This is a genomic window from Streptomyces sp. NPDC057486, from assembly GCF_042802415.1.
GTDB classification, from domain to species: domain Bacteria; phylum Actinomycetota; class Actinomycetes; order Streptomycetales; family Streptomycetaceae; genus Streptomyces; species Streptomyces yanii.
The window spans coordinates 22,218-35,510 of record NZ_JBHVEE010000056.1 but is presented as its reverse complement, the minus strand read 5'-3'; the positions used below and the strand labels follow the sequence as shown (position 1 = coordinate 35,510).

Here is a 13,293-nt window from a genome sequence, read left to right as displayed (position 1 = left end):
ACGATGGCATCGGTACCCGCGGTCCTGACCTCCGAGTGGACCAAGATCCGTACGGTCTCCTCCACCACCTGGACCCTGATCTCCGCGTTCGCCGTCACCGCGGCGATGAGCGCGGCGCTCTGCGCACTGATGAACTCCCAGTTCGACGAACTCCCCGCGGCGGAGCAGGCCACCTTCGACCCGACCCTCCTCAGTTTCTCCGGGATGGTCCTGGGCCAGCTCGCGATGGTGGTCTTCGGTGTCCTGGTGGTCAGCACGGAGTACAGCTCCGGCATGATCCGTACCTCGCTGGCGGCCGTGCCGCAGCGCGGTTCGTTCCTCTTCAGCAAGATCCTGGTCGCCGGCGTGCTGTCGCTGGTGGTCGGGCTGGCCACCAGCTTCGCCACGTTCTTCCTCGGCCAGGCACTCCTCGGCGACCATCGCACGGACATCGGTGCGGAGAATGTCCTGCGCGCGGTCTTCGGCGGCGGCATCTACATGGGGCTGATCGCGATCTTCTCCATGGGTGTGGCGACGATGCTGCGCAGCTCGATGCTGTCGCTCGGCATCCTGATGCCGTTCTTCTTCCTCGTCTCGCAGATCCTGTCGGCGGTCCCGGGCGCCAAGAACGTGGCCCGCTACTTTCCCGACCAGGCGGGCTCCAAGATCATGCAGGTGGTTCCGGCCGCCATGAACAGCGAACCGGCGCCGTACGGGCCGTGGGGCGGGCTCGGCATTCTGGCCGCGTGGGTGGTGGCCGCGCTGATCGGTGGGTACCTCGTGCTCAAGAAGCGGGACGCGTAGCCGGCAGGTCCGACTCGGACCCGGTCAGTATCGAGTCGGAGTCCTCCCAGCCCTCCCACTGCCAGACGTCCCGCTCGGGGTCCGCCTTGAGCGGGACGAACCGGCCGAGCTCGAAGTCGCCCCGGGCCGCATCCAGGTCGAACCACCGCTCGTCAGCCACCTCGGTGCCGAGGCCCACCGCCCGTGCCGTCAGCCTCACCATGAGTTTGGCGTCCTCCGACGCGGACAGATCCTTGCCCTGAATACTGGCAAGAGGCAGCTGCCCCACGGTGGCGTCCACAGGGATCCATACGGTGAAGGGCGCCCCTCGCTCCACGGCGAGCCACGAACGCTCGTCGGCACGCTGCCCCTTCTCGTCCAGGACCTCGAGCCACTTCTTGTAGATGACACGGCTGCCGTCGAAGGGCGACGTCTCCAGGTAGCGCAGATGCACCCGGGCTCTGAGATCGACGACCGAGAGGTTGTCGAAGCAGTTGTAGAAGCGCACCGCGATGACGGCATGGTCCGCCGCTGCGCCCGCGGGTACGGGAAAGTCGGCGGTACGGGTCGGCGAGACGCTCGCACGCTGCCGCCAGACGAACGGGCGCAGCGCGAACAACTTGATCAGGACGATGCCGAGCACCACGGCGGGTGCCAGCGCGCCCGTCAATGAGGCCACGGTCGCCAGCAGCTGGTGGGCGAGGCTGTCCTGCTCGGGGCTGAGGCTGTCCGTGCCCACGCAGGCCCGCAGTGCCCCCAGGGTCAGGTTCAGCAGCCCCTCTCCGTCGCGGAAGCGGTCGCCGACGCTGCGGGAGGAGTGCTCGGTCAGGGTCCAGACGGCCGCGATGAATACGGCGAGACAGACCAGTGCGCTCAGCGCCATCAGCATCAGCACGTGCACGGAACGGCCCGCGACCCACCAGCGGACGGACGTCCGGTGACGCGGATGCGATCTCTCGCTCCGCCGTCGCGCGGGTATCCACATCGGTTCGCCCCCATTCAGAACCTCGTGCGAAGGGCTCCTTGCCCGCATTCGGCTCCGGCGAATCCCGCGCGCGGGGTGGCCCCGGTGCTCGCCGCGGGTAGACCGGGTGTGGAAGGCTCTGCCCGTGCCCGTGACCTAACGAAGGACGTCCCCATGAAGGACCGAAGCCTCGCCGCGCTGGGCCTGGACGACGTTCCGGCGAAGGAACCGCTGACCTATCCCGGCCGCCCGACCACCGAGCCCTCGTTGCTCGACGGCAACGAACTGCTTCAGCTGGGCGTCCGTCCGATGCGGCTCGGCGACTGGTACGTCGAGGAGAAGCGGCAGCTCGACGAGGAACTGCGGCAACGCGGCCAGGTCGTGACCGGCAGTCGGCATCCGGTCGTCGCGGTCGGCTCCAACGCGTCCCCCGGCCAGGTCAGCCACAAACTCACCCGGCTCGGCATCCCCGTCACCGTACCGATGGTGCCGGTACGGGTGGAGGGCATCGGCGTCGGTTGCTCCGGGCACATCAGTCCGGCCGGCTATGTCGCGGGCACGCCGTACGTGGACCGGGGCGCGAGCACGGTCCTCGTCGTCGCCTGGCTGGACGCCGAGCAGCTGGAAGCAGTCGATGCCACCGAGTTCCCCGACTACCGGCGGGCGATACTGCCCGGCGACGAATTCCCGATGACCATGCCGTCCGGGGAACGGCTCGGCGGCGCGTACATCTACTTCAGCTCGCACGGTGTACTGGCCGGCCCGGACGGCACGCCGCGTCCCGGCGGCGGCGACCAGTCCGAGCTCCTCGCCGCCCTGCTCGCCGCTTCGCCGCGTCTCGGTGAACTGCTCGGCCCCGACCCGTCGTCCTGGGTCAAGAAGGCGGGCATCGATCCCGGCCTGCGCGAGGAGGGCACCCGGATCTTCGGCGAGGAGGGATGGGTGCTCCCGCAGACCGACTTCCTGCCGTACGTCGACGCTTCCGCCGACCTGCGGCTTTACGACGACCTGCCGCCTCTCGGCGACTCGCTCCCCTGAACGGCTTGGCCGGAACCGTCAAGGCCTGGATATCCTCCTAACTCTTACGGGGGGCGTGCGGCCTGACGGCCTGGGCCCCGACGACAGATAAGTCGATGGGGCTGGAGCATGATCGAGGCAGTCGGCCTGACCAAGCGCTACGGCGCGAAGACGGCCGTGTACAACCTTTCCTTCCAGGTGCGGCCCGGCGCCGTCACCGGATTCCTCGGTCCCAACGGGTCGGGCAAGTCCACCACGATGCGCATGATGCTCGGCCTGGACCGGCCGACGTCCGGCCATGTGACGATCGGCGGGCATCCCTTCCGCAGCCTGCCGAACGCGCCGCGCCAGGTGGGTGCGCTGCTGGACGCCAAGGCGGTGCACGGAGGCCGCAGCGCCCGTAACCACCTGCTCTCGCTGGCGCAGCTCTCGGGTATCCCGGCCGCCCGGGTCGACGAGGTGCTCGGTGTCGTGGGCCTCCAGGACGTCGCCAGGAAGCGGTCCAAGGGCTTCTCGCTCGGCATGGGGCAGCGGCTCGGGATCGCGGCGGCGCTGCTGGGCGACCCGCAGGTGCTGCTCTTCGACGAGCCGGTCAACGGCCTCGACCCGGAGGGCATCCTCTGGGTCCGCAATCTGATGCGTTTGCTGGCGTCCGAGGGCCGTACGGTCTTCGTTTCCAGCCATCTGATGAGCGAGATGGCGCTCACCGCCGATCATCTGATCGTGATCGGGCGCGGTCAGCTGCTCTCCGATATGAGCGTCAAGGACTTCATCTCCGCCAACTCGGCCGATTTCGCACGGGTACGGGTCCCGGATACGCAGCCCGAACAGCGGGAGAAGCTGACCGCCGCGCTCACCGAGGCGGGCGGCCAGGTCATGTCGGAGCCGGGCGGGGCCCTGCGGGTCACCGGGCTGCCGCTGCCGCGGATCAGCGACCTGGCGCACGGGGCGGATGTGCGGCTGTGGGAGCTCTCACCGCACCAGGCCTCGCTGGAGGAGGCGTACATGCGGATGACGCAGGGCGCCGTGGACTACCGCTCCACGGTGGACCAGAAGGCCGGGCTGCAGCAGCCCGTGCCGGGCGGCGGATACGCCCCGCCGCTGCCGACCGTCCCGGAGGTGCCGCAGCAGGGCTGGTACGCCCCGCCGCCGCCCGGGCAGAACCCGTACGCGGCACCTCCCGTGGCCGCCCCGGCCGTGCCCGCGCCCGCCGCGCCCGCAGCCGGCCCCGCAGACCTGACCAAGCGCGACACCAGCGAGGACGCCCGATGACAACGCCGCCGACCCCGCAGGCGCCGTACCAGCAGCAGGCGCAGCAGCACCCGCAGCAGAACTGGGCGCCGGCGCCCACCGATCTGTACACCTCGCCCATCCCGCAGCGCCGCGCCACCCTCGCCGACGCGCTCGCCTCCGAGTGGACCAAGATCCGCTCCGTGCGCTCCACGATGTGGACGCTCGGCATCATGATCGTGCTGCTGCTCGGCATCGGACTGCTGTCGGCCGTCGCCGTCAGCGCGTCCGACTCCGAGATCGGCTCCACCAAGGTGCTCAGCTTCGGCTTCTTCGGGGTGCTCCTCGGTTCGATCTGTGTGATCACACTCGGCGTGATGACCATCGCCACCGAGTACGGCACCGGCATGATCCGTACGACGCTGACGGCCTGCCCCAGCCGCGCCCGGGTGCTGAGCGCGAAGGCGATCGTCTTCTTCCTGCTCACCTTCACCATCACGACCGTGATGACCACGCTCGTCGCCGTGCTGCAGACGACCATCCTGGACGGCGGTACCGCGAGCGGGGACGACTGGCTGCGGGCCACGGTCGGTGTCGGTCTCTACATCGCGACCCTGGGACTGCTGTCGCTCGCGGTCGGCGCCCTCATCCGGCACTCCGCCGGCGCGATCACGATCATGATCGCGGTGGTACTGCTGCCGCTGGTGCTGGCCATGTTCATGTTTTCGCAGTCGCTCGCCGATGTGCAGAAGGCCCTCTTCGAGTACTCGATCCCCAGCCAGCTCGGGGGGCTGTACGACGCCTCGGTCTCCACGTCGGGGCCGTCCGGCTGGGAGCCGCTGTGGATCATGATCGGCGTCACGGCCGTGACCATGATCGGTGCCTTCGCGTCACTGGAGAGCCGCGACGTCTGACCGGTTCCCGTCCTGCGGAGCTCAATAGCGCGGCGCGTTCCTGGACCGCTGCACCCTCGTGGTGCGGCGGTCCTTCGCGTTCCAGCACGCCTTGTGCCAGTGCCTGCGGTCGTCGACCCCGCCGTACTCGGGCCAGGCGACGAGGTGCGGTACGCCGGACGGGATCTCCTGGTCGCAGCCGGGGCAGCGATACCGCTTTCCCGCCGCGCTCGCACCGCTGACCGGGCGCACCGACCACTGTTCGCCCTGCCATTCCTCGGCGCGCCCGCCCCCGCCGTAGCGCTCCCCCGACACGCTCGCGCTGTCGGGAGGACTCTCGCCGCCTCGGGGACGGTTACGGCGCGGGGACACGTGACACCTCACGGGGCAGGCTGGGCAGTTCCCGTCAAGCGTAGGGCCATTCGGGCGGGGCAGGCGTCCGGTATCGCCCGGAACAGGACGGGTTACCGGAAAATCGCAACAACTTCGCCCTGGACCGTGCCTTTGGCACGTGTCAGGCGTTGTTGCCGGTAGGGGAGAGCCGCGTCGGCCACAAGGAGGTAATCGGCGATGCGCGTGGGAACGTTCGTACTGGCAGCCCAGTTTCCGGGGCAGGGGCCGGGAGAAGCGCTGCATCGCGCGATCCGGTCCACCGAGGTCGCGGAGCAGTCCGGGCTCGATTCGGTCTGGCTGGCAGAACATCATTTCGTGCCGTACGGGGTCTGCCCGTCCGCCGTCACGCTGGCCGCGCTGCTGCTCGGCCGCACCCACAGGATCCGGGTCGGTACGGCGGTCAGCGTGCTGCCGAACCAGCATCCGGTGGCCCTCGGCGAACAGGCCGCGCTGCTCCATCTCACCAGCGGGGGCAGGTTCTCCCTCGGCGTGGGACGGGGCGGCCCCTGGGTGGACCTGGAGGTGTTCGGAGGGGGCCTGGAGGCGTACGAGAAGGGCTTCCCGGAGTCGCTGGACCTGCTGCTCGACTGGCTGCGCGAACCACGCGTGGCGGGCAAAGGGGAGCGTTTCGGCTTCCGTGAGGTCGCGGTGGTCCCCCGGGCCGACGAGCTGCTCGACGAGAACGACGGGAACGGCGCGCAAGGGCCGGGCGGCCCCGAGGTGATCGTCGCGTGCACGTCGCCGAAGAGCGTGAAACTCGCCGCCGAGAACGGCCTGCCGATGCTCCTCGGAATGCACTGCGGCGACGCGGAGAAGGCCGAGATGGTCGCCCTGTGGCGCTCCACCGCGCTCGCCGCGGGCCGGTCGCCCGAGAGTGTCCGGGAGGCGGGCCATGTCTCCGCGGGCGTCGCCCAGATCGCGGACCGGTCCGAGGAGGCCGTGGAGACACTCGTGAAGGCGATGCCGGGGTGGCTGCGACAGGGACTGGACGCCCATGTGACGGTCGACGGCAGGCACCGTGTGATGCGCGACCCGGTCGCCTATACGGAGTTGCTCTGCGGCCTTCATCCGGTGGGCCCGCCCGGGCTCGCCGCCGACCGGCTCGCCGCAACCGCCGAGCGGACAGGCATCACCAGGTTCGCGCTCCTGGTGGAGGGTTCGGGAGATCTGGCGGCCACGGAGGAGAACGTAGCGCGGCTGGGCACCGAGGTACTGCCACTACTGACATGAACACCCGTAGGTGTACGGGGAACTGCCGCCCCGGAGCCAGTTGCACCTCCCGCGGCCCGGAGCGGCAGCAGAAGCGTTCAGCAGTCCCGTAGTTCGGGCGACTGGTTGAGCAACTGGCCCCTCACCGAAGTGAATCGGGCCAGCCGCTCGTCGACCGAGGCGTCCAGCGGGAACACCGCGACGCGGTGGCAGTTCTGGAATGCCAGACGCACCCCGAAGTGCCGCTGCAGCGCACCGCGTATCGCATCACTCGCGAGCGCACGCAGCAGCTGACCACGTGCCTGCTCGTCCGGCGGGGGCGTCCGGTTGTCGGCGAACTCGCCGCCGTCGACCTTCAGCTGGGCCACCAGAGAGCTGATCATCTCCCATGCGTAGGGCAGGGAGGTCCGGACGCAGTCGACGAAGTCGGCTTCGTCGACCTCGCCTCGCTCGGCCTGTTCCAACAGCGCCGGTGAGACGTCGAGCGACATGGGTTCTCCTCTCGCGACCCCGACGGACGGCCGGGGTCTTACGGGCAGGGAAGGAGGACGGCGACGCAGCGTACACACACGGCGACCTCCTGCTTCCACGGTAAGGGCGCAGTCCGGGCCGCACCAGGAGATTGGGAACACAACCGGCCAATAACGAAGGTGCGCAAAGAGGGGCAAGCCCGAGGTCCTGAAGCGCTGTGGTGGGCGATGGCAGTGGGGCGGCGGAGGGAGAATCGCGCCGGGCACCCGTCGTCGAGTAGCGTTGCGGACCATGCGTCTCGTCATCGCCCGCTGCTCCGTGGACTACGCGGGCCGGCTCACGGCCCACCTGCCCTCCGCTCCCCGTCTCATCCTGGTGAAGGCGGACGGGAGCGTCTCCATCCATGCCGACGACAGGGCGTACAAACCCCTCAACTGGATGTCACCGCCCTGCACGCTGAAGGAGGGCGCCGACGACACCGAGGGCGTCTGGACCGTGGTGAACAAAGCGGGCGAAAAACTGATTATCACGATGGAGGAGATCCTCCACGACTCCTCGCACGAACTGGGCGTCGATCCGGGCCTCATCAAGGACGGCGTGGAAGCGCACCTGCAGGAACTCCTCGCCGACCGGATCGAGATCCTCGGCGAGGGCTACACCCTGATCCGCCGCGAATACCCCACGGCCATCGGCCCGGTCGACATCCTGTGCCGGGACGCGGACGGGAAGACCGTGGCCGTGGAGCTGAAGCGCCGCGGTGACATCGACGGCGTGGAGCAGCTGACCCGCTACCTGGAGCTGCTCAACCGCGATCCCCACCTCGCCCCGGTGAAGGGCATCTTTGCGGCGCAGGAGATCAAGCCGCAGGCACGGGTACTGGCGACGGACCGCGGAATCGGCTGCGTGGTGCTCGACTACGACGCCATGCGCGGCATCGAGGACGACAAGCTCCGCCTGTTCTGACCACGGTCACCGCACCACGGAAGGCCCCGGACCCGCGCTGTGCGGTCCGGGGCCTTCCACGTCTGCGGGACGTGCGCTCAGGCCACGACCGGTTCCGCGGGGGTGCCGGAGGCGCTGGCCGTCGTGGACGGGCCGCTCGCCGAGTCGGAGGTGTCCGGGGAGGTCGGCTCCGTCGGGGTGTCGGTCGGGGTGGGGGTGTCGGTCGGCTCCGTCGGGGTGTCGGTCGGAGTGGCCGTCCTGGTCGGCGTCTTCGTGGGGGTCCTGGTCGGCGACTTGGTGGGCGTGCCCGGGGAACTGGAACTCCCGCTCGTCGGCCGGCCCGAACTCGGACTGTCGCTCGGCCCGCTCGACTCCGAGGACGGTGCACCGCTGCCGCTCGGGGTGACCTGACTGCCGGACGGTCCCGGCGTCGAGGGCGAGCCGCTCGACGAGGCTCCGCCCGGTGTCGAATCGTCCGCCGGCTCGTCGGCAGGGATCCCGTTCTCGCTGTCGTCCTCGCCCGCCGACTCCTCGGTCGAGACACTTCCGCCGTCCCGGGCGTCGCTGCTGGACGTCATGCCGAGCGTCACCACGGTGCCGAGCACCGCGGCCAGCAGGACGCCCGCGCCCGCCGCGACCAGATTGCGCCGGGCGCCGCCCAGCACCGCCTTGCGGCCGTCGAATCCATCGGTGCCGGATGCCGGAACGACCCGGGATATCAGCGCGGTGTCGTCCTCGGACATCCGCGGCAGCACCATCGGCCCGGCCGCGGGTATGCCGCCGGGCGGCGACACGGACGCGTCGTACCGCGCGGCCGGTATCTCCTCGCCTGCCGGTGTGCGGCCGCCGGGCAACATGCCGGCGCGGTCCGCGACCAGGGCGAGTGCCCGGCGTCCGGCCACAGCCCCGGGCTTGTCGGCGAGCGCGCCGCGCATGCCGATCGAGGTCTCCAGTTCGGCCCTGGCCCGGTCCGGATTCCCGTTGCAGAGCGCGAGGACGCCCAACTCGTGGTGGAAGTAGGCCTCCTCCGCGACCTCACCGGCAATCCTGGCGGCCTCCTGCCCCAGCCGCAGGGTCTTCTCCCAGCCGCTCCAGTGCAGCCCGGCCGCGAAGGCGGGGGCGGCGCTGCGGGCCAGCAGCACGGCGGCGCTGGCCTGTCCGGCCCCGTCACCGGGGACCAGCCGGGTCATGACCGAGACGATCGCGTCGGCCTCGGCGACGGCACGGGCGGCCGAGACCGACGGGTGTCCGGCCCACCAGGCGTAGTGCTGGGCGGCGGTGCGGGCCCGGTCGTCCGCGTCCTCGCCGTATCCGGCGGCCTCCAGCTGGGCGACGACTCCGGGGGCCAGCCGGTAGCGGGAACCGGCCGGGGAGAGCAGTCCGCAGCCGGCCAGCTCACCGAGCGCGGCATCGGCGTGGGTGTCCCCCACGAGCGCCGGCAGATGCGCCTGGTGCGGGACCTCGCCACCGAGTGCGACCGCGAAGTGAAGAGTGTCGCGTGCCGGACCGCTCAGCCGGGAGGCGAGCAGCGCGGCGGGTGCCGCGCCCTCACCGAGGCTGGGCAGCGGTACGTCCTGGCCGTCGGCGCCCTTCGCGAAGACGTCGTCGACGGGCCGGCCCTCGGCGTAGCCCTGCTCGTCGTAGGCGGTCGGGTCGGCGCGCAGCATGTCGCGCTGGCGCAGCAGGGCGCCCGCCTGGACGAAGCGCAGCGGCAGCCCCTCGGATTCGAACCAGAGGTCACCCGCCCAGTTCGCCTCGTCGTCGGTGAGCGACCGCTCGACGACCTGTTCCAGCAGCGCGACGGAGGCGCCGCGGCCCAGTCCTGCGAGGAAGACCTCTTCCAGGTGCGCGTCGGCGGTGGGCGCCGGGACGTCGGGGGTGGTGGCGATCAGGAAGGCGCACTCGGGCGTCGCGTCGAGCAGCTCGTCCAGCGCGGCCCCGCCGAACTCCAGGTCGTCGAGGAAGACGACAGCGCCGATGGACCGGATCTGTTCGAGAAGCTGGGCGCGGTCGAGGCGGAGCAGCGGTGCGTCGTAGACCGCCTCGAAGAGCCCGTACAGCAGGTCCGTGACGCTGCGCTTGAGGCCGGAGAGCCGGACGACTCCGTCCGGTGCGAGGTCCGCGCAGTCGGCGGCGACGGCGTCCAGCAGCGACGTGCGGCCGGATCCGGCCGGCCCCGTGAGCCGTACCGAACGGCCGCGCGCCAGCAGACGCACCAGCCGCTCGCGCTCCTCCTGGCGCTCCAGGAGCGGCAGTTGGGGGGCGGGCGGACCCGGTGGTACGGGCGGTGTGGCGGCACGCTCGCGGTCGGTGCGCTCGGCGGCGGTGCGGCGGACCGGCACAGGGGGCTGCTCCCCCGGCGGGCAGAGCTCGACCTCGCTGCCGTCGACCGGGTTGACGGTGAGCAGGAAGTCGCCGGTGACGACCTGCACGACACGCGCCTGCTGTGTCGCCTGCTGACCGAAATCGCTGGTCAGCGGCGCGCGGGGCGGCGTTCGCCGACTGCTTTCCTCGCCGTGGCCGTCATTGTCATGGCCGAAATCTTCCGGCCCCCGATGTATCGGGTCCATCACCAAAGTCCCCCAGACGCGTCGCGCGGTTGCCCCTCCCGGCCTCGCACGCACCGCTGTCGCTTCTGGTCCGGTGTCCGCCCCAAGGGTTCCGTCATTCGGGGGACGGCCGAACCCTAGACCTTCGCACAGTATCTACAAACCATCGGGGTGCCACGCAGCCCAGGACGTCATGGTCTCGTGAGGATTGTGCGTGTTCGGATGGACGCCCTTTACACCCGCGGCAGGGAGTCTGCGGCGATTCCGCCCTCGATGGCCAGAATGCGGTGCAGCCGGGTCGCCACCAGCAGGCGCTGCATCTGCGGCGGCACGCCGCGGAGCACCAGCCGCCGGCCGGCCCGCCCGGCCCTGCGGTGTGCGCCCATGATGACGCCCAGCCCGGTGGCGTCCCAGGAGTCCAGCTCGGTCAGGTCGAGCACCAGGTCGCCGGCTCCGTCGTCGAGGGCGGAGTGCAGGACCGTACGGGCGTCCGCCGCGCTCCGGACGTCGAGGCGGCCCCCGACGACCAGCTCGGTGTGGTCGCCCCTGATGTGCATATGCGCTCCCCGGGAATACTCCATGGACGGTCCGTCTGTCTGTTCCTGCCCCTGCTCCGTCTCTGCCACAACTGACTGTGCCGGCCACAGGGAAGTTGCCGTCTGTAAGCGAACCGATACCGAATTCACTCCGTGGAGTGACATCGGCTCGCTGAAGGTCCACCGCAGCCGGGAGACTCCCCCGGCTCCCCCGGGCCTGATCGACGGCAGATCAGGCACCTGCGGGCGCAAAGACAATCAGTAGGTGTAGAAGCCCTGCCCGCTCTTGCGGCCGATGTCACCTGCATCGACCATCCGGCGCATCAGCTCCGGCGCCGCGAACTTCTCGTCCTGCGACTCGGTGTAGATGTTGGACGTGGCGTGCAGCAGGATGTCGACGCCGGTCAGGTCCGCCGTCGCAAGGGGACCCATGGCGTGGCCGAAGCCCAGCTTGCAGGCGATGTCGATGTCCTCGGCCGAGGCAACACCCGACTCGTACAGCTTGGCGGCCTCGACGACGAGCGCCGAGATCAGCCGGGTGGTGACGAAGCCGGCGACATCACGGTTGACCACGATGCAGGTCTTGCCGACGGACTCGGCGAACTCACGCGCGGTGGCGAGGGCTTCGTCGCTGGTCTTGTAGCCGCGTACGAGCTCGCAGAGCTGCATCATCGGGACCGGCGAGAAGAAGTGCACCCCGACGACGCGCTCCGGGCGCTCCGTGACAGCCGCGATCTTGGTGATCGGGATCGCGGAGGTGTTGGAGGCGAGGACGGCGTCGTCCCGCACGATCTTGTCGAGGGCCCGGAAGATCTCGTGCTTGACCTCGAGCTTCTCGAAGACGGCTTCGACGACGACGTCGGCGTCGGCGACCGCGTCGAGATCGGTGGTCGTGGTGATGCGGGCCAGCGCGGCGTCGGCGTCGGCCGCCTCCAGCTTCCCCTTGGAGACGAACTTGTCGTACGAGGCCTTGATGCCGTCGCGACCACGGGTCAGGGCCGCGTCGGTGACATCGCGCAGCACGACGTCCCAGCCCGCCTGGGCGGAGACCTGCGCGATACCGGACCCCATGAGTCCGGCCCCGATGACGGCGAGCTTCCTGGCCACGTTCGCACCCCTTTGCGTTCGGCCCCGACGGCCGTCGTCCGCGACGACGGTCCGGACGGATTCTTAACGGTTGTTCACATGCTCTCCGGCGGAGATTAGTACCCGTGAGGCGCGCTGGGGCGGTGAAGAGATGCGCGTCACGTCTCACATGACGGACATCACACCGGGACGCATCATTCAGCAGCGCGTCGCGCGTAGTTGAGGACCTTGTCCCCGAGCACGTCCTCCATCTCGTCGAGGAGGACGAGGGCTTCGCGGGACACCTCGGCGGGCTTGCGGCCGGCGACCATCTCGCGCCCGATGTGGCCGAGCAGGGTGGAGTGGACCCAGGAGAGCTGACCGGCCACCAGCAGGGGCAGCGGGTCGCCGGGGCCTGCGCCGGCCTCCTCGCGCAGGGTCGTCTCCAGATGGACGAGCGCATCCTGCTGGATGTACCAGTGGCGTGCCTTGAGGCTGTCGGCCTCGTGGACGACCCGCATGAAGCGCTCGTACCCCTCGATCAGGCCGACCGTCGACGAGACGCTTTCGACCTGGATGCGCAGCTCGCGCAGGACGGCGTCGGCGGCGGACTCGCCCCGGTGGCGGCCGCGCACGTACCGCGAGAGGAGGCCGACGACATCGCTGCCGCGGTCGAGGAACAGGTCCTCCTTGGTCGGGAAGTAGTTGTAGACCGTGTTCACGGAGACCTCGGCGGCCTGCGCGATCTCGGCGACGCTGACCGCGTCGAAGCCGCGCTCCAGGAAGAGGGCGGTGGCCACGTCCGAGAGGTGCTGCCTGGTCTGCCGCTTCTTCCGCTCCCTGAGCCCCTCTGCCATACCGCCATCCTAGCTTTTCTGACGTCACTCACATTTTGGTGTCACCGCAAAGTTTCAGGGACCCTGTTTTTCTGGTGTCATGCCGGCCCTCACCGCAACCGGGCCTGCCGGACCCTCACGCCGGATGCGGCCCCGTCGAAGCGGCCCGCTCCATCGGCCTCCGCGTCGAGGGCGGCGAGATCCGCGGCCGCCTCGGGCCCCACGGCTGGTCTTCGGCCCTGTGCTCACCGGGCTGCCGCTCTCCGCGGCCGGCCCGCACCGGTCGGTGCCGATACGCGGACCGGTCCTCCAACTCGCCCTCTTCGGCGCCTCGTTCTGCGGCTTCGGCATTCGGTGAGAGGCAGTACGCGCTGGTGGAGCCGGCGCTGCGACCGGAAACTCGAATGATGCGACAACGCAGCCGGG

Annotated in this window: 13 protein-coding genes; 6 read left to right on the top strand and 7 right to left on the bottom strand. The window is 70.2% G+C overall.

The features are described 5' to 3' along the window. Positions 1-3: 3 nt before the first annotated feature. Complete coding sequence (locus ACFU6I_RS25025) at positions 4-783, top strand: ABC transporter permease subunit (RefSeq protein ID WP_384370715.1); 780 nt, start codon at positions 4-6, stop codon at positions 781-783. On the opposite strand, the gene ACFU6I_RS25020 is transcribed toward ACFU6I_RS25025, so the two are convergent. Then, complete coding sequence (locus ACFU6I_RS25020; protein ID WP_384370713.1) at positions 764-1,663, bottom strand: hypothetical protein; 900 nt, start codon at positions 1,661-1,663, stop codon at positions 764-766. The two genes, ACFU6I_RS25025 and ACFU6I_RS25020, sit on opposite strands and share 20 nt — an antisense overlap. A gap of 237 nt (positions 1,664-1,900) precedes the next feature. Here ACFU6I_RS25020 and ACFU6I_RS25015 point away from each other — a divergent pair, with 237 nt between their 5' ends. The 3 genes from ACFU6I_RS25015 (at position 1,901) to ACFU6I_RS25005 (ending at position 4,887) form a co-directional block, all read left to right on the top strand. Next, on the top strand, positions 1,901-2,764 hold the full coding sequence (locus ACFU6I_RS25015; protein WP_384370711.1) for a hypothetical protein: 864 nt from the start codon (positions 1,901-1,903) through the stop codon (positions 2,762-2,764). Between the two features lie 108 nt (positions 2,765-2,872). Next, positions 2,873-4,015 carry an ABC transporter ATP-binding protein gene (locus tag ACFU6I_RS25010; protein ID WP_345510288.1) on the top strand — a complete coding sequence of 381 codons (1,143 nt, stop codon included), beginning with the start codon at positions 2,873-2,875 and terminating at the stop codon, positions 4,013-4,015. After that, positions 4,012-4,887 (top strand): ABC transporter permease subunit, encoded by an 876-nt coding sequence (locus tag ACFU6I_RS25005; RefSeq protein WP_384370709.1) that lies wholly within the window; start codon positions 4,012-4,014, stop codon positions 4,885-4,887. The genes ACFU6I_RS25010 and ACFU6I_RS25005 overlap by 4 nt, the downstream gene beginning before the upstream one ends. A gap of 21 nt (positions 4,888-4,908) precedes the next feature. Here ACFU6I_RS25005 and ACFU6I_RS25000 read toward each other — a convergent pair whose 3' ends face one another. Further along, positions 4,909-5,238, bottom strand: coding sequence for an ATP/GTP-binding protein (locus tag ACFU6I_RS25000; RefSeq protein WP_384370707.1), 330 nt, complete (start codon positions 5,236-5,238; stop codon positions 4,909-4,911). 198 nt (positions 5,239-5,436) lie between these two features. Here ACFU6I_RS25000 and ACFU6I_RS24995 point away from each other — a divergent pair, with 198 nt between their 5' ends. Further along, a complete protein-coding gene (locus ACFU6I_RS24995) occupies positions 5,437-6,489 on the top strand; it encodes an LLM class flavin-dependent oxidoreductase (protein WP_384370705.1) in 1,053 nt (350 codons plus the stop codon). A gap of 77 nt (positions 6,490-6,566) precedes the next feature. Here the strand turns inward: ACFU6I_RS24995 and ACFU6I_RS24990 are convergent, their stop codons facing one another. Continuing rightward, positions 6,567-6,959 (bottom strand): SCO5389 family protein, encoded by a 393-nt coding sequence (locus ACFU6I_RS24990; RefSeq protein ID WP_345510292.1) that lies wholly within the window; start codon positions 6,957-6,959, stop codon positions 6,567-6,569. 271 nt (positions 6,960-7,230) lie between these two features. Between ACFU6I_RS24990 and nucS the strand changes: the two genes are divergently transcribed. After that, positions 7,231-7,902 (top strand): endonuclease NucS, encoded by a 672-nt coding sequence (gene nucS / locus ACFU6I_RS24985; RefSeq protein WP_030971518.1) that lies wholly within the window; start codon positions 7,231-7,233, stop codon positions 7,900-7,902. A 77-nt stretch (positions 7,903-7,979) separates the two neighbouring features. Here the strand turns inward: nucS and ACFU6I_RS24980 are convergent, their stop codons facing one another. The 4 genes from ACFU6I_RS24980 to ACFU6I_RS24965 all read right to left on the bottom strand — a co-directional run bounded on the left by ACFU6I_RS24980 (position 7,980) and on the right by ACFU6I_RS24965 (position 12,888). Next, entirely contained in the window at positions 7,980-10,451 is a 2,472-nt protein-coding gene (locus ACFU6I_RS24980; RefSeq protein ID WP_384370703.1) for an ATP-binding protein, read from the bottom strand. Between the two features lie 212 nt (positions 10,452-10,663). Further along, entirely contained in the window at positions 10,664-10,987 is a 324-nt protein-coding gene (locus ACFU6I_RS24975; protein WP_327244317.1) for an STAS domain-containing protein, read from the bottom strand. A gap of 237 nt (positions 10,988-11,224) precedes the next feature. Further along, entirely contained in the window at positions 11,225-12,073 is an 849-nt protein-coding gene (locus ACFU6I_RS24970) for a 3-hydroxyacyl-CoA dehydrogenase family protein (protein ID WP_266981425.1), read from the bottom strand. 173 nt (positions 12,074-12,246) lie between these two features. Further along, positions 12,247-12,888, bottom strand: a complete 642-nt coding sequence (locus tag ACFU6I_RS24965) for a TetR/AcrR family transcriptional regulator (RefSeq protein ID WP_384370701.1) — start codon at positions 12,886-12,888, stop codon at positions 12,247-12,249. Positions 12,889-13,293: the final 405 nt, after the last annotated feature.

What these genes read in the sequence shown, in the direction of transcription:
- ACFU6I_RS25025 (WP_384370715.1), top strand. Translation starts at nt 4, where the DNA reads ATGGCATCGGTACCCGCGGTCCTGACCTCCGAGTGGACCAAGATCCGT.
- ACFU6I_RS25015 (WP_384370711.1), top strand. Translation starts at nt 1,901, where the DNA reads ATGAAGGACCGAAGCCTCGCCGCGCTGGGCCTGGACGACGTTCCGGCG.
- ACFU6I_RS25010 (WP_345510288.1), top strand. Translation starts at nt 2,873, where the DNA reads ATGATCGAGGCAGTCGGCCTGACCAAGCGCTACGGCGCGAAGACGGCC.
- ACFU6I_RS25005 (WP_384370709.1), top strand. Translation starts at nt 4,012, where the DNA reads ATGACAACGCCGCCGACCCCGCAGGCGCCGTACCAGCAGCAGGCGCAG.
- ACFU6I_RS24995 (WP_384370705.1), top strand. Translation starts at nt 5,437, where the DNA reads ATGCGCGTGGGAACGTTCGTACTGGCAGCCCAGTTTCCGGGGCAGGGG.
- ACFU6I_RS24990 (WP_345510292.1), bottom strand. Translation starts at nt 6,959, where the DNA reads ATGTCGCTCGACGTCTCACCGGCGCTGTTGGAACAGGCCGAGCGAGGC.
- nucS (WP_030971518.1), top strand. Translation starts at nt 7,231, where the DNA reads ATGCGTCTCGTCATCGCCCGCTGCTCCGTGGACTACGCGGGCCGGCTC.
- ACFU6I_RS24980 (WP_384370703.1), bottom strand. Translation starts at nt 10,451, where the DNA reads ATGGACCCGATACATCGGGGGCCGGAAGATTTCGGCCATGACAATGAC.
- ACFU6I_RS24975 (WP_327244317.1), bottom strand. Translation starts at nt 10,987, where the DNA reads ATGCACATCAGGGGCGACCACACCGAGCTGGTCGTCGGGGGCCGCCTC.
- ACFU6I_RS24965 (WP_384370701.1), bottom strand. Translation starts at nt 12,888, where the DNA reads ATGGCAGAGGGGCTCAGGGAGCGGAAGAAGCGGCAGACCAGGCAGCAC.